Origin of the sequence: Afifella marina DSM 2698 (genome assembly GCF_900102695.1) — a bacterium.
Classification (GTDB): Bacteria; Pseudomonadota; Alphaproteobacteria; order Rhizobiales; family Afifellaceae; genus Afifella; species Afifella marina.
The window spans coordinates 434,416-452,349 of record NZ_FMVW01000001.1 but is presented as its reverse complement, the minus strand read 5'-3'; the positions used below and the strand labels follow the sequence as shown (position 1 = coordinate 452,349).

The 17,934-nt window shown below is 64.0% G+C and carries 17 protein-coding genes and 2 riboswitches; of the genes, 8 read left to right on the top strand and 9 right to left on the bottom strand.

The window, feature by feature from the left end:
- Positions 1–5: 5 nt before the first annotated feature.
- Positions 6–986 (bottom strand): 1-phosphofructokinase family hexose kinase, encoded by a 981-nt coding sequence (locus BLP76_RS02075; protein ID WP_092809226.1) that lies wholly within the window; start codon positions 984–986, stop codon positions 6–8.
- 248 nt (positions 987–1,234) lie between these two features.
- On the opposite strand from BLP76_RS02075, the gene BLP76_RS02070 reads away from it, so the two are divergent.
- The gene (locus BLP76_RS02070) at positions 1,235–2,008 is read left to right on the top strand and encodes a sulfite exporter TauE/SafE family protein (protein WP_092809225.1); all 774 of its coding nucleotides are present in this window, start codon (positions 1,235–1,237) and stop codon (positions 2,006–2,008) included.
- 7 nt (positions 2,009–2,015) lie between these two features.
- Here BLP76_RS02070 and gcvPB read toward each other — a convergent pair whose 3' ends face one another.
- The 6 genes from gcvPB to BLP76_RS02040 all read right to left on the bottom strand — a co-directional run bounded on the left by gcvPB (position 2,016) and on the right by BLP76_RS02040 (position 8,029).
- Positions 2,016–3,590, bottom strand: coding sequence for an aminomethyl-transferring glycine dehydrogenase subunit GcvPB (gene gcvPB / locus BLP76_RS02065; protein WP_092810045.1), 1,575 nt, complete (start codon positions 3,588–3,590; stop codon positions 2,016–2,018).
- Positions 3,591–3,654: 64 nt separating this feature from the next.
- On the bottom strand, positions 3,655–4,995 hold the full coding sequence (gcvPA, locus tag BLP76_RS02060) for an aminomethyl-transferring glycine dehydrogenase subunit GcvPA (protein ID WP_092809224.1): 1,341 nt from the start codon (positions 4,993–4,995) through the stop codon (positions 3,655–3,657).
- A gap of 90 nt (positions 4,996–5,085) precedes the next feature.
- Complete coding sequence (locus BLP76_RS02055) at positions 5,086–5,547, bottom strand: OsmC family protein (protein WP_092809223.1); 462 nt, start codon at positions 5,545–5,547, stop codon at positions 5,086–5,088.
- The gene (gcvH, locus tag BLP76_RS02050) at positions 5,544–5,915 is read right to left on the bottom strand and encodes a glycine cleavage system protein GcvH (protein ID WP_092809222.1); all 372 of its coding nucleotides are present in this window, start codon (positions 5,913–5,915) and stop codon (positions 5,544–5,546) included. The genes BLP76_RS02055 and gcvH overlap by 4 nt, the downstream gene beginning before the upstream one ends.
- Complete coding sequence (gene gcvT / locus BLP76_RS02045) at positions 5,912–7,078, bottom strand: glycine cleavage system aminomethyltransferase GcvT (protein ID WP_244514378.1); 1,167 nt, start codon at positions 7,076–7,078, stop codon at positions 5,912–5,914. The genes gcvH and gcvT overlap by 4 nt, the downstream gene beginning before the upstream one ends.
- Before the next feature lie 54 nt (positions 7,079–7,132).
- Positions 7,133–7,251, bottom strand: a riboswitch (glycine riboswitch).
- Positions 7,252–7,254: 3 nt separating this feature from the next.
- Positions 7,255–7,358: riboswitch (glycine riboswitch) on the bottom strand.
- A 131-nt stretch (positions 7,359–7,489) separates the two neighbouring features.
- Positions 7,490–8,029: a hypothetical protein gene (locus tag BLP76_RS02040; RefSeq protein WP_139163658.1), complete on the bottom strand. Its 540-nt coding sequence runs from the start codon at positions 8,027–8,029 to the stop codon at positions 7,490–7,492.
- A gap of 204 nt (positions 8,030–8,233) precedes the next feature.
- Between BLP76_RS02040 and BLP76_RS02035 the strand changes: the two genes are divergently transcribed.
- Positions 8,234–9,373, top strand: a complete 1,140-nt coding sequence (locus BLP76_RS02035; protein WP_092809219.1) for a site-specific DNA-methyltransferase — start codon at positions 8,234–8,236, stop codon at positions 9,371–9,373.
- A 6-nt stretch (positions 9,374–9,379) separates the two neighbouring features.
- On the opposite strand, the gene BLP76_RS02030 is transcribed toward BLP76_RS02035, so the two are convergent.
- Entirely contained in the window at positions 9,380–10,057 is a 678-nt protein-coding gene (locus BLP76_RS02030) for an HAD family hydrolase (protein ID WP_244514376.1), read from the bottom strand.
- A gap of 69 nt (positions 10,058–10,126) precedes the next feature.
- On the bottom strand, positions 10,127–11,230 hold the full coding sequence (gene mutY, locus BLP76_RS02025; protein WP_244514374.1) for an A/G-specific adenine glycosylase: 1,104 nt from the start codon (positions 11,228–11,230) through the stop codon (positions 10,127–10,129).
- A 132-nt stretch (positions 11,231–11,362) separates the two neighbouring features.
- Between mutY and BLP76_RS02020 the strand changes: the two genes are divergently transcribed.
- From BLP76_RS02020 to BLP76_RS01995, 6 genes are all read left to right on the top strand, one after another.
- The gene (locus BLP76_RS02020) at positions 11,363–11,833 is read left to right on the top strand and encodes a DUF721 domain-containing protein (RefSeq protein ID WP_092809217.1); all 471 of its coding nucleotides are present in this window, start codon (positions 11,363–11,365) and stop codon (positions 11,831–11,833) included.
- A gap of 127 nt (positions 11,834–11,960) precedes the next feature.
- On the top strand, positions 11,961–12,629 hold the full coding sequence (locus BLP76_RS02015; protein ID WP_092809216.1) for a DsbA family protein: 669 nt from the start codon (positions 11,961–11,963) through the stop codon (positions 12,627–12,629).
- A gap of 69 nt (positions 12,630–12,698) precedes the next feature.
- Complete coding sequence (gene smc / locus BLP76_RS02010; RefSeq protein WP_092809215.1) at positions 12,699–16,175, top strand: chromosome segregation protein SMC; 3,477 nt, start codon at positions 12,699–12,701, stop codon at positions 16,173–16,175.
- Between the two features lie 193 nt (positions 16,176–16,368).
- Positions 16,369–16,773: an AtpZ/AtpI family protein gene (locus BLP76_RS02005; RefSeq protein WP_092809214.1), complete on the top strand. Its 405-nt coding sequence runs from the start codon at positions 16,369–16,371 to the stop codon at positions 16,771–16,773.
- Between the two features lie 40 nt (positions 16,774–16,813).
- Entirely contained in the window at positions 16,814–17,593 is a 780-nt protein-coding gene (locus BLP76_RS02000) for a F0F1 ATP synthase subunit A (protein ID WP_092809213.1), read from the top strand.
- A gap of 48 nt (positions 17,594–17,641) precedes the next feature.
- On the top strand, positions 17,642–17,869 hold the full coding sequence (locus BLP76_RS01995; protein ID WP_092810041.1) for a F0F1 ATP synthase subunit C: 228 nt from the start codon (positions 17,642–17,644) through the stop codon (positions 17,867–17,869).
- The last annotated feature ends 65 nt before the right edge of the window (positions 17,870–17,934 follow it).

The window sequence follows — 17,934 nt, the reverse complement described above, 5'->3', positions numbered from 1 at the left end:
GTTAATCAGGCGACAGAACGTCGGCGCCCGCCTTTTTGGGCGTCGGCGGGCCAAATGCGCTGCGTGGCGATTTCCTCGTAAAGGCCCTCCACGTCCTCGGGATAGCAAAGCGCCGTGCCGGGCGTCAGTGCGGTGGCCGCACCGGATGCCGTCGCCAGACGCAACGCGTCCTCCGGCGCCTTGCCTTGCGAAATGGCAAGCACCATCGCGGCGAGGAAGCTGTCGCCGGCGCCGGACGCGGAGCGCGTCTTCACCTCAGGGGGACGACAGAAATGCGTCTCTTCGGGTGTCACCAGAAGAGCACCATGTCTCCCAAGCGTCACAGCGAGCATGCCGACGCCGTCGTGCTGGACATATTCGCGGGCAGCAACGGCAGCCGCCTTGGGCCCGTGCAGATCCTGGCCAACGATGCTGCCGAGCTCGCCAAGGCTCGGCTTGGCAAGAAGCACGTTGTTGCGGGCGAGCGTGCGGCTGAGATGCAATCCCGACGTGTCGAGCACGAATTTCGCGCCCTTCTTCGTCACCATCTCGGCGATGCGCGGATAGAAATCCTCCGACACGCCGGGCGCGAGGCTGCCGCTTGCAACGAAATAGTCGCATTCCGTCTCTTCGACACGCTTGAAGCAGGCGTTCTGCTCCTCCTCCGACAGGGTCGGGCCCTCGGGTACGAAGCGGTATTCTTGTCCGGTCGCAGTCTCGAAAACGACATGGGCCATGCGCGTCGCACCGGAGATGGAGACGACCGAGCGCTTGACCCCCTCGCGCTCCAGAAGCTCGTCCAAGAGAGCACCGGTGACGCCGCCGAGACAGACGATTGCTTCGACGTCGCCTCCCAGACGATGCACGACGCGCGCCACGTTGACACCACCGCCGCCCGGATCGATGCGGCCGCGATGCGTGCGGATCTTATGCACCGGCCGAACGAGCTCGGCTTCGCTTGTGTCATCGATGGTCGGATTGACGGTGAGCGTGACAATTGAAGGCATGAGTTCCCCAACATGAGACCGCGCGATTCGGCGAGCCGCCTTATCACGCATCCTTGAACCAGCTGTGTCGCCGCCATGCAAATTCGGCGCCACTAAGGAGACGGCAAAGCCTGAAGCCCGTAAGAAGGCGGGATCGGGGCCTTCCGGTCCTCTGCGGCATGCCGCCGCAGCTTCATCCCCCGGCCTGACTTTACGTCCTCAAGCATTGAGACGACAGCATGCCGACCAGAGATTCATGACCCCGTGGAATGGACGCTTTTCTCTCCGCCCTGATTCCTGACAGTCTCGGCATCCTCCCGGCTCTCCTGCTCATCGCAGCGAGCGTCCTCACCTCAGCCCTGACAGCGGCTCTCGGTCTTGGAGGCGGCATAGCCATGCTTGCTGCCCTTGGGCTTGCTCTCCCGGTGCCTGCACTTATCCCTGTTCACGGCGTTGTCCAGCTCGGCTCCAATGCCGGTCGGGCCTTGCTGCAAAGACGGCACGCCGAGTGGCGCCTGATCTGGCCGTTTCTCGCTGGCAGCGTTCTCGGGGCGGCCCTCGGCGCCCGCTTCGTTGTCGCCCTGCCGGAAGCCCTTTTGAAAACCGGGCTCGGGCTCTTCATCCTGATCATGATCTGGACGAAGATGCCGGCCATGAAGCTCGGCGCGCAACGCCTGCTGTTCGGCTTCGTCGGGCTTTTCTCGACGTTCCTCACCATGTTCTTCGGCGCGACCGGACCCTTCGTCGCCACTTTCGTGGGCCCTGCTCTTGCCGAGCGAAGGCAGGTGATCGGCACGCATGCCGTGATGATGACGGCGCAGCATCTCTTCAAGGTGGTGGCGTTCGTCGCCGTCGGCTTCGCCTTTGCCGACTGGCTGGCGTTCCTCGTCGCAATGGTCGTGGCAGGCTTCATCGGCACGGCGCTCGGCACGCGCATCCTCAAGGGGCTCAAGGAGGAGAACTTCCGCCTTGGCTTCCGCCTGGCCGTATCGCTTCTGGCGCTCGATCTTCTGCGCCGCGGCGCGACGCTCCTCTTCGCCTGAGACGGCCTTACTCGGCCGCCTCGGCGTCTGCCTCGCCCGAAGGCGGCGTCCAGCGCAGCACCGGCTTTCGGGCTGCACTCGTCTCGTCGAGCCTGCGACGCGGCGCAAACCGGGGGGCATCGACGAAGCGGGACGTGTCACCCGCAGTCGCGGCCATGACGAGATCGCGCAGCGTCGCCGTAAAGAGATCGAGCGAGGCGCGGCTTTCCGATTCCGTCGGCTCGATCAGCATCGCGCCCTTGACCACCAAGGGGAAATACATGGTCATCGGATGGAAACCCTCGTCGATCATCGCCTTGGCGAAATCGAGCGTCGTGACCTCCGTCTCCTCCAGGAAGCTCTCATCGAAAAGAACTTCGTGCATGGAAGGATGATCGGGGAAAGGCAGCGACATGAGATCCTGAAGGCGGGCCCGCACGTAATTGGCATTGAGCACCGCGTCCTCGGCCACCTGGCGCATGCCGTCAGCTCCGTGGGACAGCATCCAGGCGAAGGCGCGCACGAACATGCCCATCTGGCCGTGGAAGGCTGTCATGCGCCCGAACGGCTTTTCTTCGCAGTCTTCCGCCGTCTCGACGAGACGGTAGCCGGCCTCTGTTTTGGCGATCAGCGGCAGCGGCGCGAACGGCGCGAGCGCCTCCGACAGGACCGTCGGGCCGGCCCCCGGGCCGCCACCGCCATGCGGGGTGGAGAAGGTCTTGTGCAGATTGATGTGCATGGCATCGACGCCGAGATCTCCCGGCCGCACCTTGCCCAAAATCGCATTCAGATTGGCGCCATCGCAGTAGAAATAGCCCCCCGCCTCGTGGATCGCTTCGGCGATCGCCACGATCTGCGGCTCGAACAGCCCGCAGGTGTTGGGGTTGGTCAGCATCAAGGCAGCGACATCGCCTTCATGCTTGGCGCAAATCTCACGCACCATCTCGGCGGCCACGGTTCCGTCCTCGCCGGCAGGAACGGTGACGACCTTGAAGCCGAGAAGCGCGGCCGTCGCCGGATTGGTACCGTGCGCGGAGGCCGGCACCAGGACGGTGCGACGATCCTCGCCGCGGGCGGCAAGCGCCGCCTTCACCGACATCATGCCGCAAAGTTCGCCATGGGCGCCGGCTTTCGGACTCATCGCGACGGAGGCCATGCCCGTCAAAGTGCAAAGATAGCGGCCGCATTCGTGGATGAGCTCGAGCGCGCCTTGCACGGTGTCGACCGGCTGCAACGGATGAATGTCGGCAAAACCCGGCAGCCGCGCCATCTCTTCGTTGAGGCGCGGATTGTGCTTCATGGTGCAGGAGCCGAGGGGATAGATCCCCATATCGATGGCGTAATTCTTCTGCGACAGGCGCACGTAATGGCGCATCGCTTCGGGCTCCGACAGGGCCGGCAAATCGAGCGCTGCCTGCCGCTCCTGCCCACCGAGACGCGGCGTGAAGGCCTCAGATTCTTCGATATCGACGCCTGAGACGCCGTCGCGGCCGAGCTCGAACAAGAGCGGCTCGGAAATCTCGAGCGCTTTGTTGCCGGAAAAGGTCGGCCGCTTCGGCTTCAGGGTCGCGAGGCTCGGGGCAAGATGATCGTCATTCACCATGAAGGTGTCTCCAAAATCGCGCGCGGCGATGAAAAACAACGGCTGAGCAGGCAGCGCATGGGGTTCAAAGCGCCGCCGCGAGGGCCGAGGCGTAGGCGGCGATGTCATCGTCCGTGGCTGTCTCGGTCGCGGCGACGACGATGAGATCGTCGAGGCCGCAATCGGGTTCGAGCCGCGACACGGGCAGGCCCGCGACGATGCCGGCATCGGCGAGCTTTTCCACGAGAGCGGCCGCATCGCCCGGGACACGGATGCTAAACTCGTTGAAGAAGCTCTCGTTGACGACCTCGACGCCCGAAATGGCACCGAGCGCATCGGCGAGACGGCAGGCGCGCTCATGGTTGCGCAGAGCGAGCTTCCTCAAGCCATCGCCGCCGAGCAGCGTCATATGCGCCGTGAAAGCGAGAGCACAGAGGCCGGAATTGGTGCAGATATTGGATGTCGCCTTGTCGCGGCGGATATGCTGCTCGCGGGTGTTGAGCGTCAGCACATAACCGCGCTTGCCTTCCCGGTCACGGGTCTCACCGCAGAGACGACCGGGCATCTGGCGGATGTATTTCTGCTTCGTCGCAAAGAGACCGACATAAGGCCCGCCGAAGGAAAGCGCGTTGCCGATCGACTGTCCCTCGCCGACGACAATGTCGGCGCCCTGTGCGCCCGGCGGCTCGATCAGACCGAGAGACACGACCTCGGTGAAGACGGAGATGAGAAGCACGCCCTTTTCGCGGCAGCGCACAGCAAGCGGCTTCAGGTCGATGAGCTGGCCGTAGAAAGACGGCGACTGAACCACGACGCAGGCGACATCTTCGCTGATCTCGGCAAGGAGATCCTCGCCTCCCTTCGGGTCAGGCGGCAGCGAGATGCATTCGTCGTCTTCCATATTGGCGAGCGTCTCGACGACCTCGCGATATTGCGGATGCAAACCGCCGGAAAGAACCGCCTTGGAGCGCTTCGTCACGCGGCAGGCCATCAGCACGGCCTCAGCCGTCGCCGTGGAGCCATCATACATGGAGGCGTTGGCGACCTCGGTGCCGGTCAATTCGGCAACCTGGGTCTGGAATTCGAACAGGGTCTGCAGCGTGCCCTGGCTGATCTCCGGCTGATAGGGCGTGTAGGAGGTCAGATATTCCGAGCGCTGGATGATGTGATCGACGCTCGCCGGCACGTGATGGTGATAGGCGCCTGCGCCGAGGAAAAAGGGTCCGTCACCGGCTGCACGATTTTTTGCGGCAAGCCGGCGCATCAGCCGGGCGACTTCCATCTCGCTCTTGTGTCGCGGCAGATCGACAGCCTCTTTCAAAAGCTTGTCGGCCGGAACATCGCGAAACAATTCGTCGATGGTTTCGACGCCGATCACGCGCAGCATGTCGGCGCGGTCCTGATCGGTATGGGGGAGATAGCGCATATGGAACCCGAAACTTAGTGGCGGGGAGAGCCAGAGAGCCCGCCCCAGAAGGGGCGGGACAAGGCGTGGAAGCGTGACGTCAACGACGCCTCACTCGCGGAAATCGACGACGATTTCCGACTTCAGAGAATTGCCGATGAAGCAGAGCTCGTGTGCCTGCTCGTGCACTTTTTCGAGCATTGCGTGATCCGGCTGGTCGCCGTCGAAGGTCACCTTCGGACGCAGGATGATCTTCGTCAGACCCTTCTTGCGCGGCTCGAAGACGCCGAGGATGCCCTCGGCCTTGTCCTCGTAGGCGACCGGCGTGAAGCCGTGCTTGCGGATCAGATCGATGAAGAAGAGCATGTGGCAGCTCGACAGAGACGCGACGAGCCCCTCTTCCGGATCCACGGCATCTTCCTTGATCACGGCCGCCGGCAACACGGCAGGTCCCGGCGAGGCCGGAACGACGAGGCCCGCATCGAGATGCCATTCATGAACACGGCTATGCTTGTTGGCGCGCACCGCCTCGGCATCGCCCTTCCATTCGATCGTTGCGTAGTAGCTGCTCATAATTCCTCGCAGAAAGCCTTGTAGGCGGCCTCGTCCATGAGACCGTCGAGTTCGCTTTTGTCGGAGAGCTTGACGCGGAAGAACCAGCCATCACCCTCCGGCGCCTCATTGACCGTCTGCGGCGCGTCCTCCAATGCGGCATTGGCGTCCGTCACCTCGCCAGAAACCGGCGCATAGACCTCGCTGGCAGCCTTCACCGATTCCACGACCGCCACCTCGTCGCCCTTGGCGATCGTCTTGCCCTTCTCGGGAAGCTCTACGAAAACGACGTCTCCCAATTGCTCGGCGGCAAAGGGGGTGATGCCGATGGTGGCCGTGTCGCCATCCAGGCGCACCCATTCGTGCTCCTTGCTGTAGCGGGTCGTCATTGCTTGGCTCCTGATTTCGGGCGGTGGTAGCAGTGGGGAACAAAGGGAAGAGGCACGACCTCGGCGGGCTCGGCGCCGCGCCGGCCGGCGAGATGCAATTCGGTGCCGGGATCGGCATAGGCACGGTCGACATACCCCATCGCAACGGGGCCTCCGACGGTCGGACCGAAGCCGCCTGACGTCACTTCACCGATGACGGCATCACTTGCACCGAGGATCTGAGCGCCTTCGCGCACCGGGGCGCGACCGGAGGGCTTCAGGCCCACGAGACGGCGCGAGGGACCATCGGAAAGCTCGGCCAGGATGCGGCCGGCACCGGGAAAGTCGCCACGTTCGCGGCGTGCCTTGGCGATGGCAAAGCGCAGCCCCGCCTCGACCGGAGACGTGGTTTCATCGATGTCGTGACCGTAGAGCGGCAGTCCGGCCTCGAGCCGGAGTGAATCGCGTGCGCCAAGGCCGATGGGCTTCACCGCCTCATGTGCGAGGAAGGCTCTCGCCAGCGCCTCGGCCTCGTCGGCAGCGACGGAAATTTCAAACCCGTCCTCGCCGGTATAACCGGAGCGCGAGAGATGCACTTTTGCGGAACGGCCATCGCCAAGCCTGATTTCGGCACGTGCGGCCTGCATGAAGGTGAGATCCGCAACTTCGGAGCAGAGGCCGCTCAAGACCTCCGCGGCAGCAGGCCCCTGAAGGGCGAGGAGCGCGCGATCTTCGACCGCCTCGAGCGTCACTCCGTCCGGCAGACGCTCGCGCACATAATCGTCGTCGATCTCCTTGCGGGAGGCGTTGAAGACCATGAAGAGACGGCCCTCGTCCTCCTCGCCGGCGAGGCGGGCGGCCATGAAATCGTCGACGATGCCGCCATTGTCGAGAAGCAGGAAGGTGTAGCGCTGCCGGCCGGGTTTCAGCCCCTGGAAATCGCCGGGGGTCAGACGTTCCAGCGCCTTGGCAGTGGTCTCATGGTGGGGGCCCTTCAGGATCCGCTGGCCCATATGGGAGACATCGAAAAGCCCGGCGCGATCGCGCGTCCAATGGTGCTCGCCGATGATGCCATCGTATTGAACCGGCATGGCATAGCCGGCGAATGGCACGATGCGCCCGCCCAGCTCCTGATGGAGCTCAAACAAAGGGGTGCGCTTCAAATCACTGATATCAGTCGCCACACGACCTCCCGCAACAGACTTCGAACGCAGTCGGACCTTCGACCCTTCCGCGCCCCCTCTGTCGCAGGACCTGAGAGATTCCCGATCTGAGGCCATGGACCTCTGCCGGTTACTCCGTCGGTGAGCCGCCGACTCTCCCTACAATTAGAGAGCCGGTGCTGCTTTCCAGAGTGTCGCTCGCCGGCACGGTCCCGTGGCCTGAGAGTTTCCGGGGCGGTTGCTCCTTCGGCGTTTCAAACCAAGCCTGAAGCCTGAGATGAAACTCTCCCGTGCGGCGTATCGTCAGGGCAGGCCGCGACTGGACCTGCCCCGCTTATCATCGGCATCGCTGCGACGGAGTCAACGCACAACGCGCGTCCAACCCGTTTGTCAGCACCCTTTTGCCGCCACGCGCAACAAAATGCGCTTGGCTCAGCGCTTGGAGTCCTCGTCGAAGCCGACATAGATGATGTAATCGCGGTCGTTGCCGGGCGACGGCACCGTCACCTCGTAAACCTGTGAAAACACGCTCGAAAGCTCCGGTCCGATGGTGACGGAGACCTTCTTCAGCTCGGAGGTGAGCACCGCCTCATCGTGCTTCACGACCACGATGCGAATCGGCAGATCGACCGTCGTCTGCCCGCCCTGCGGGCCTGCGAGAACCCGCCCGGACACGCCGATCCTGAGCGTCAGATTGCCGGACGCATCGTAAAGGCATTCGCGCGCGGTCTCTCCGAGACTGCCCTGCCAGACGAGATTTTCGTCGCTTTCTTCGGCGCCGCGCTTGTAGCGCCGCAGGGTCTGTGTGTCGGCCTTGATGCGCAGATCCGGGCAATAGCTCGGTCCGAGATAACGGCGGAGGTCGATCTCGTTGGAGCCTTTCTGGGCGGTGCCGGGCTCGACGGGCACGGTTTCCTCAGCACCTCCGCCGAAGCCCAAACCGCCGAGACAGCCGGCGAGCAGGAACGACATGGACAGTGCGGCAAGGAGCGAGACGGCAGGGATGGGAAAGGAGGGACGCACGGCAAACCTATGAATTGGCTCAGGAGCGGCCGGCTCTATAGCAGTCCCGGCGGCAGAAATTAAGGCTTCAGGAAACGTTAACCCTGTTTGTCAACCCGACATTCACCCTGTTCTGCGAGCGTAGTTAACGACCGGAAGGGGAGAGTTTTGTCGATGCGTACTGCTTCCAAGCGGCCGGGTGCCGGCTTCGCAAGCGTTCTGCCGAGCCTGCCGCGGGACGTTATTTTGAAGGGCGATTGCATTCCGATGATGGAAAAATTGCCCGCCAAAAGCGTCGATCTCATCTTCGCCGATCCGCCTTACAACCTGCAGCTCCAGGGCGACCTTCATCGCCCGGACCAATCGCGGGTCGATGCGGTCGACGACGCCTGGGACCAGTTTTCCGATTTCGCCGCCTATGACGCGTTCACGCGTGCCTGGCTCTTGTCGGCGCGTCGCGTGCTGAAACCCGATGGCGGGCTGTGGGTGATCGGCTCCTATCACAATATCTTCCGCCTCGGCACGATCCTGCAGGATCTGGGCTTCTGGATCCTGAACGACATCGTCTGGCGCAAGACCAACCCGATGCCGAATTTCCGCGGCCGGCGCTTCGCCAATGCGCATGAGACGCTGATCTGGGCGGCGCCCTCGCCGAAGGCCAAGCGCTACACCTTCAATTACGACGCTCTTAAAGCCTTCAACGACGACCTGCAGATGCGTTCCGACTGGACCTTGCCGATCTGCACCGGCGAGGAGCGGCTCAAGGACGACACGGGACGCAAGGTGCACCCGACGCAGAAGCCGGAATCGCTTCTCTACCGCGTTCTCCTGTCGACGACGAAGCCGGGAGAGACGGTTCTCGATCCCTTCTTCGGGACGGGCACGACGGGTGCGGTCGCCAAAAAGCTCGGCCGACATTTCATCGGCATCGAGCGCGAACAATCTTATATCGATGCCGCAGAAGCGCGCATCGAGGCCGTGCGTCCGGCCGATGCTCCCGCGCTCAGCGTCGTCCAGGGCAAACGCGCTCAGCCGCGCATTCCCTTCGGCACTCTGCTTGAAGCAGGCCTCGTGAAGCCGGGCGAACGCCTTTACGATCCCAAGGGCCGCTTGAGCGCGCTGGTGCGTGCCGATGCCTCCCTCATCTATGAAAAAGACGGCCGGCGCCACGAAGGCTCCATCCACCGCGTCGGCGCCGCGGTTCAGGGACTTGAAGCCTGCAATGGCTGGGTCTTCTGGCACATGCGCACCAAAGAGGGGCTGAAGCCCATCGATTGCCTGCGCGACACGGTTCGCGGCGCTCTGGCTGCCTGAGCGATCTCAGGCCTTTGCAAGCCGCGGCTTCGCCCGATCGAGCTTCACGCCCTCTGAAGCGAGATCGGCGCGAAGCTTGTCGGCGCCGGTGAAATGCAGCGCTCGCCAGCCGGCCTTTAGCGCGCCTTCCACGTTCGGCTCGCTGTCATCGAGGAAGAGGGTCGCGGCCGGATCGAGATCGAAGGTCGCCGCGTGGTGGCGATAGATCGCAAGGTCCGGCTTCACCAGGCCGAGCTCGCCAGACACCGTCACGCCACGTGTCTCGTTGAGAAACGGGAACCGCTTTCGGGCCTCCACGAACGTGTCCGGGGCGAAGTTCGTCAAGAGCGTGACGTCGTGGCCGGACGCCAGCGTCTCCCGGAACACGGCGACGCTGTCCTCATAGGCGTGCGGCACCATCATCGACCAGCGCTGGCGAAACGCTCGGATCAGCTCCGCCTTGTCGGGATGACGGGCGATCGCTTCCGCTTCCGCATCGGCCCAGGGCCGGCCGCGGTCCTGTTCCAGGTTCCAGTCGTTGGAGCACACCTCCTCCAGGAAGAAGCGGCGGTCCGCCTCGTCGGGAATAAGCTCTTTGTAAGCAAGGTGCGGGTCGTAATGCAGAAGCACCTTGCCGATGTCGAAGACGATGTGACGGATCGGTTGCATGGCGTCCCCATAGCCGGCGAATGATCGCAAATCCATGACGCGGAGTTCGGTGCGGCGAATGCGCGAGACGCCGCCGGCGGGCGCGCCAGCAGGATCACCCGCCCCTCACCTTTTCGCCCGCGCCTTCGTTGCTCCCGGGATCGCCGCCTCGACGATTTTCGCCATGACCGTCGGCAGGCCGGCGTCCTTCAGGTTTTCAAGGTCGTGCCACCAGAAGCCTTCGGGCGCCGGCGTCTCGGGGGGCAAAGCGGCCTGCCAGATCGTCACTTTCAAATCGATATGGGTGAAGATATGCGAGACCTGCGGCGTGATCTTGCGCCAGGGCGCGGAGAGCGGCGGGGCCGGCATCCGCGCCACGGGCGATTCCTGCCACGGCCCCGTCGGCACTTCGCTCATCCCGCCGAGGAGCCCTTTCGGAGGGCGTCGCGACAGCAAGATCTTTTGATCATCGCGCAAAGCCACGAAGGCGCCGGCGAACTTCTTCGCCTTGGCCCGCTTCGGCGCCTTGACAGGGTAGGCCTCCTCGCGCTGCTCGCCATGGGCACGGCACATCATATTGAGCGGGCAGAGCGCGCAGGCGGGACGTTTCGGCGAGCAGATCGTGGCGCCGAGATCCATCATGGCTTCGGCGAATTCGCCCGGGCGATCCTGCGGCACGAGCGGGCGGAGCGTCTCCCGGATCTCCGACTTTGCCTGCGGCAGCGGCCGGTCGATGGCGAAAAGCCGGGACACGACGCGCTCGACATTGCCGTCGACGACCGGCACCGGCTCGTCGAAGGCAATCGCCGCGATCGAGGCGGAGGTATAGGGGCCGATGCCCGGCAATTTAACGAGTTCGTCCGCCTTGCGGGGCATCACGCCTCCGTAATCTTCGGCGACGCGGCGGGCGCAGGCGACGAGATTGCGGGCGCGCGAATAATAGCCGAGCCCGGCCCAGGCGGCCATCACCTCCTCTTCCGGAGCGGCGGCGAACGCCATCATGTCCGGCCAGCGGGCCGTGAAGGCGGCAAAGTACTCACCGACGGCCTTCACGGTGGTTTGCTGCAGCATGACTTCGGAGAGCCAGACGCGATAAGGGTCCGGCTTGACCCCGGCACGGCGCCATTTCGGCCCGATGCGCCAGGGCAAGGTGCGCGCATGGCGCTCGTACCAGGCCAGCAAAGCCTGGGCGAGCACGCCCTCAAAGGACGCTTCCCTCCCATTTTCCAAGGAAAGCCCCTCTTCCGAGGGGAAGCTGGCCGGTCTAGACTGAATCATTCAGGCCATGGAGCTTGAGAAAATGGCTATTGCAAGTGTGCCGGTGAGATTTTCTGTCGCGGCAGGTCGTAGTCAAGGAGGCAAATGTTGACGGGGCCCGTTCGGACCAAAGCAAAACCGATCGCCGAACTCATTGGCGGCACGCTCGATCCCTTGATGCGCAAGCGCGGGCTCGCCAAGGCGGACATCCTGCGCTGGTGGCCCGAGATCGTCGGCAGCCGCTATGCCGGTCTGACGGCGCCTGAACGAATCCGCTGGCCGCGCAACGACGACGAACGTGCGGCCACCTTGATCGTCCATGCCGACCCCAGCGTGGCTCTGCCGCTCTCTTATGAACTTGAAGGCGTGCGCGACAGGCTCAACGCCTTTCTCGGCTTTCGCGCCGTCGGCCTCGTCAAACTGGTGCAGCGCCCCTTCGCGCACGAACCCAAGAACGCACCGCGGCCCAAGAGCACGCAGACCAATGAACGGCTTGAGACCAAACTCGCGACCGTCGACGGCCCGCTTCGCGATTCGCTGCGGGCGCTCGGACGTGCCATCCTGGCGCGCTCATGAACGTCATTCTCGCGGTCTCGTGACCCAGTGAGACAGAGGCGGCTCTTTGCGGCCACATTCATCCGCCCTAAACACGCGCCTGAGCGCTGTTAAATTGTTCATGCCGCCTTCATGCGCCCTCGGGAGGATGGCGGCTCCCTCAGGAGGTTTCCCTTTGCCGTTGTTCACCCGCCGACAATTCGCCGCCACCGCCCTCATTGCCGGGCTTTTCGCCGCAGCCCCGGCCTTTGCGCAGGACGAAGGCCCGTCCGAAGTGCCGATGGACCAGCTGATGGCACCGGGGCCGATCCCCGATCACGCTCTCGGCTCAGAGGACGCGCCCGTCACGATCGTCGAATACGCGTCCATGTCGTGTTCGCATTGCGCGGACTTCCACAACGAGACCTATCCCAAGCTGAAAGAGCAGTATATCGACACCGGCAAGGTTCGCTTCGTCTTCCGCGAATTCCCGATCGATGCTGCTGCATTCGCGATCGCCATGACGGCGCGCTGCGCACCGGAAGATCGCTATTTCGATATCATCGATCTGTTCTTCGAGCATCAACTCGACTGGATCCGCGCCGAGGACCATTACGGAGCCATCCTCGATCTCGCCAAGCAGGCCGGTTTTTCTGAGGAAAGCTTTGAGGCATGCTTGCAAAATCAGGAATTGTTCGATGGACTAACCGCGAGACGAGACAAGGCTTCGAAGGAATTCGGCGTTCACGGTACTCCGACTTTCTTCATCAACGGCGAGAAGCTGGTCGGAGCGCGATCATTTGATGAGATCAAGGCCAAGATCGAGGCGGCGCTTTAAGCCCTCCTGCGAGAGGGCTGCGTCCGATTCCGGCCTCACCAGGTCTTGTGACATCAACGGCGGCCGCGGATGAAAATCACGCGGCTGCGGATCGCCGGTTTCAAATCATTCGTCGACGCCACGGATGTGTCCATCGAACCCGGGCTCTCCGGCGTCGTCGGCCCGAACGGTTGCGGCAAGTCGAACCTCGTCGAAGCCCTGCGCTTCGTCATGGGCGAGAGCTCGTTCAAAGCCATGCGCGGCTCGGGCATGGACGATGTGATCTTTGCCGGCTCCACCAACCGGCCGGCGCGCAACGCCGCCGAGGTGAGCCTGCAGGCGATCGTCGACGGCGCGGCGGCCGCCCACGTCATGAAGCCCGGCCAGACACCGGCGACCAGCGCCGAACTTGAGATCAGCCGCCGGATCGAGCGCGAGGCGGGCTCCACCTACCGGGTCAACGGGCGCGAGGTGCGCGCCCGCGACGTGCATATCCTGTTTGCCGATGCGGCCACCGGCGCACGCTCCTCGGCTCTCGTCCGCCAGGGCCAGATCGGCGAGCTGATCGCCGCAAAACCCAAAGACCGGCGCTCGATCCTGGAAGATGCCGCCGGCATTTCGGGGCTGCATTCGCGCCGCCACGAGGCCGAGTTGAAGCTCAAGGGTGCGGAGCAAAACCTCGAGCGTCTGGAAGACGTCCTCGGCGAGATCACGAGCCAGCTCGAAGCGCTCAAGCGGCAGGCACGGCAGGCGGCGCGTTACCGCAATCTCTCCTTCGACATCCGCAAGATGGAAGCGCAGCAGGCCCTGATCCGGCTCAGCGAGACGGATGAGCGCCTCGCCAAGGCGGAAGCGGCCCTCAATCAGGCGGGACTCGCCCTCGCCAAGGCTGCGGAAGAGCAGTCGAAAGCGGCAAGAGAAGAGGCGGTTTCGAGCTCGTCTTTGCCGAAACTTCGTGAGAAGGCTGCCGCGGCCTCGGCGGCCGTGCAGCATTTGCGGCTCAAATCGGAGGAACTGAAACGCGAAGCCGCGCGGCGGGAAGCCCGGCAGCGCGAACTCGAGAGCCGGCGCAAGGAGACCTCCGAGGATGTTGCGCGGGAGGAAGAGCACGGGCGCGAAGCGCGCTCCGCGCTTGCCACGTTCTCCGCCGAGGCGAAGACGCTCACCCGCGACAAGGAGGGAGCGGTCAAGCGGCTCGCCGAAGCAACGGCGACAGCGAAGGATCGAGCCGAGGCGCTCGCCAAGGTCGAGGCGGAACTTTCTGAAGCCCGGGCCGAGCTTGCGGCGCAAGCCGCCGAACGCCGCCAGCAGGAGATGCGGGTGCGCGAAGCAGAGACGGCGCGCGAACGCCTTCTCGGCGAGGCCCGGAAATTGAAGGCGGAACAGGCGGCACTTGCGGAAAAAGCCGGGTCCGAAGGCACGGTCGAGAGCGCCAGAGCGGCTCTGGAAGCTGCGGAAAAGGCGCTGAAAACGGCGGAAGAGACCGCCCAGAAGAGAGAGCAGGAGATCCAGCGCGCCCGTGAGGCGGAGGCGAAGGCCCGCGAAAAGAGAGCGGAAGGATTGCGCGCCCTCACCGCTCTGCAGGCCGAAGAAAAGACGCTCGCCCAGCTCCTGCGTCCGGCGACGGACAGCCATTTCGTCCCGGTCGTCGAGGGGTTGAAGGTCGAGCCCGGCTACGAAGCGGCCCTTGCGGCAGCGCTCGGCGAGGATCTCGACGCCTCGGCGGATCCGCAAGCGCCCTTCTCCTGGCAGGAGCGGGGGAAGATCGAACGGGCGCCGAAACTTCCGCCGAACGTCCCTCCCCTGGCGCAATTCGTCTCCGGAGAGCCGCGCCTCGTGCCCCGGCTTTCGCAGATCGGCGTCGTCGAGGAAGAGGACGGGCACGCGCTCTTTCAAAAACTTGCCGTCGGGCAACGTCTCGTCAGCCGCAGCGGCGCTCTCTGGCGATGGGACGGGCTGACGATCAAGGGTGGCGCCAAGACGGCGGCGGCCGTTCGCCTGGAACAGAAGAACCGGCTGGAAGCCCTTTCGGGCAAGGTCGCGAAGGCGGAAAAAGACGCCGAGAAAGCGACGGCGGCGCTTGAGAAGGCGACCGAGAAGCGTCGGCACGGCGAAGAGGCCGAACGTCAGGCGCGCCAGGCGCTCAAGGAGGCGCGCAGCCAGCGCGACCGTCAGGCTTCGGCTCTGTCCGAAGCCGAGCGGGTTCTTGCGCGCCAATCGGAGCGCCTCGCTTCGATCGCGACGAACCTCGCCCGCGTGGAAAGCGATGCTGAGGCGCAGGCGACGCGGCTTGAAGAGGCGCGCGCCGCACTTGGCCAGACAGAAGCGAGCGGAGAGGCGGAAGCGAAGGCGGAAAAGCTCGCCAAAAGCGTAGAAGCCGCCCGCCGCGAGGCGTCCGATGCGCGCGCGGCCGCGGATTCCTTGCGCCATGCAAGCGCGGCGCGCGACGAGCGTCTTTCGGCGCTTGGCCGGGAGATCACTGCCTGGCAGGGCCGGATCGAACGGGCGGCGCGGCGCATCGAAGAATTGCAGGCCCGACAGGCAGACCTCGACGCAGAAATCGAAAAGCTCGCCGAAGAGCCGGAAACCTATGCCGTGCGCCAGCGCGAATTCGCCTTCGAGATCGACAAGGCGGATACCCATTCGAAGGCGGAAGCCGACCGGCTCGCCGAAGCGGAAACAGCGCATCGCAGCTTCGCCGATGCCGCGAGGCGCACTCTCGATGGGCTATCCAAGGCCCGCGAGGCAAAAGCGCGAGAGGACGAGCGCGCCTCCGCCATCCGCCAGAAACGGGAAGATCTGGTTGCCGAAATCACCGCGCATTTCCGCACCCGCCCTGAGCGGCTGCGCGAAACGGCCGAACTGAAGCCGGGGGCCCCGCTGCCGGAGCTTGCCGCCGTCGATCAGCGGCTGGAGCGTCTGTTACGGGAACGCGAGCGTCTGGGCGGCGTCAATCTCCGGGCAGAGGAAGAGGCCAAGGATGTCGAGGAACGTCTCACCACGCTGACGGCCGAACGCGACGATCTGACGGCCGCCATCAAGCGCCTGCGCCAGGCGGTGCTTTCCCTCAATCGGGAAGGCCGCGAACGGTTGCTCGGCGCCTTCGACACCGTCAACCGGCACTTCCAGGAGCTTTTCCACACCCTTTTCGGCGGCGGATCGGCGGAGCTGATGCTGACGGAATCCGACGATCCCCTCGACGCCGGACTTGAGATCATGGCGCGCCCGCCGGGCAAGAAGCCGCAGATCATGACACTCCTCTCAGGTGGCGAGCAGGCGTTGACCACGATGGCGCTGATCTTCGCCGTCTTTCTCACCAACCCCTCGCCGCTTTGTGTCCTCGACGAGGTCGATGCGCCGCTCGACGACGCCAATACGGAGCGTTTCTGCGATCTTCTCGGCGATATGCGCCAGAAGACGGAAACCCGCTTTCTCGTCGTCACCCACAATCCGATCACCATGGCCCGAATGGACCGGCTCTTCGGCATCACCATGGCTGAACGCGGCGTGTCACAACTCGTCTCTGTAGACCTCGAAACGGCGGAACGTTTTCGCGAAGCCGGGTAAAGGGTGGGCGAGGCCCGGCCAAGAAAACCCGTCAAGTTCTATTTCTCTTTTCTTTTCAACGGCATATCCCTAATTTTGATGTTCTTGACTTGGCCTGACGGCAAAATTATGGTGCGCCCGGTTTCGCAGGGGCCCGGACCCGCCCCGTCTTCACGATGGCGCCGCATCAAGGCTTCCAGGAAGGAGCCGGTGAATGGCTGACAAACGCTCCGACGAGGAGCGCCGGGAGAAGGCGGACGGCGGACATGGGTCTATTGCCGATACCGACCTGGAACGTCGCTTTGCCGACCTTTCGCGCACCCTGGACAAGGGGAGACGGGTCAGGCAGGCCGCTGATAAGCCTGAGCGCACCGATTCGTCGGGATATGCGCTTGCTTTACGCATCGCCAGCGAGTTTATCGCAGGTGTTCTGGTCGGAGCGGCCCTGGGATGGGGATTGGACGAGGTCGCAGGGACCTCCCCCTGGGGGCTTATCGGCTTTCTGTTGCTGGGATTTGCCGCCGGCGTGCTCAATGTGATGCGCGCCGCGGGTAAAATAGCCGGGCCTTACGACAGGCTCGACAAGGACAACGACGGCGGGCCTGCCCGTCACGATTGAGGCGAGGCCGATTAAGGCCCGGGGAAGCAAGGGGTAGGCTGTGGCGAGCGAAGCGGCGACGCATTCCGACACCGTGGATCCGATCCACCAGTTTCACATCAACAATCTGGTCGATTTCGGCCAGATCGGCCACAGCACGTTCGCTTTCACCAATTCGGCGCTGTTCATGGCCATTACGGTGATGCTGATCGTCGGCTTTATGATGCTGTCGACGCGGGGCCGCGGCCTCGTGCCGGGCCGCATGCAGAACGTCACTGAGATGTTCTACGAGTTCACGGCCAACATGCTGCGCGAAGCCGCCGGATCGGAAGGCATGCGCTTCTTCCCGTTCGTCTTCACACTGTTCTCGTTCATCCTGGTGGCGAACCTGATCGGCATGGTGCCGTATTTCTTCACCGTGACGGCGCATATCGTGATCACGGGCGCGCTTGCCCTTCTCGTCATGGCGATCGTGGTCGGCTACGGCTTTTCCAAGCACGGCTTCGGCTTCTTGAAGCTGTTCGTGCCGGACGAGGTGCCCGGGCTCATCCTGCCGATGATCGTCGCGATCGAGATCCTTTCGTTCATCTCGCGCCCCGTCAGCCTCTCCATTCGTCTTTTCGCCAACATGCTGGCCGGTCACATCACCCTCAAGGTGTTTGCCGGCTTCATCATCTCGCTGTCGACGTTCGGCGTGATCGGCTGGGCCGGTGCGGTCCTGCCTTTCCTGATGGTGGTGGCGCTCACGGCCCTTGAAATTCTTGTGGCTGTCCTGCAGGCCTATGTCTTCGCAATTTTGACCTGCATGTACCTCAATGACGCGCTGCATCCTTCGCACTGACGGCGCGGTTTTTTCTCCATCCTCTTCCAACACGCAAGGAGCATGAACATGGAAGCAGATGCTGCAAAGCTGATTGGCGCGGGCATTGCCTGCATCGGCATGGGCGGGGCCGGCGTTGGCCTGGGCTCGCTCTTCGGCCACTTCCTCGAAGGCGCATTGCGCAATCCCGCGGCTGCGGACGGCCAGTTCGGCCGCCTCATCTTCGGCTTCGCGGTCACGGAAGCGCTGGGCATCTTTTCGCTCCTGATCGCCCTTCTCCTCATCTTCGCCGTCTAAGCCAGACAGCGAAGACGGCGCGCCGGGGGCACACGCCACCGGCGGCCGAACGGCTTGAGGAGAAG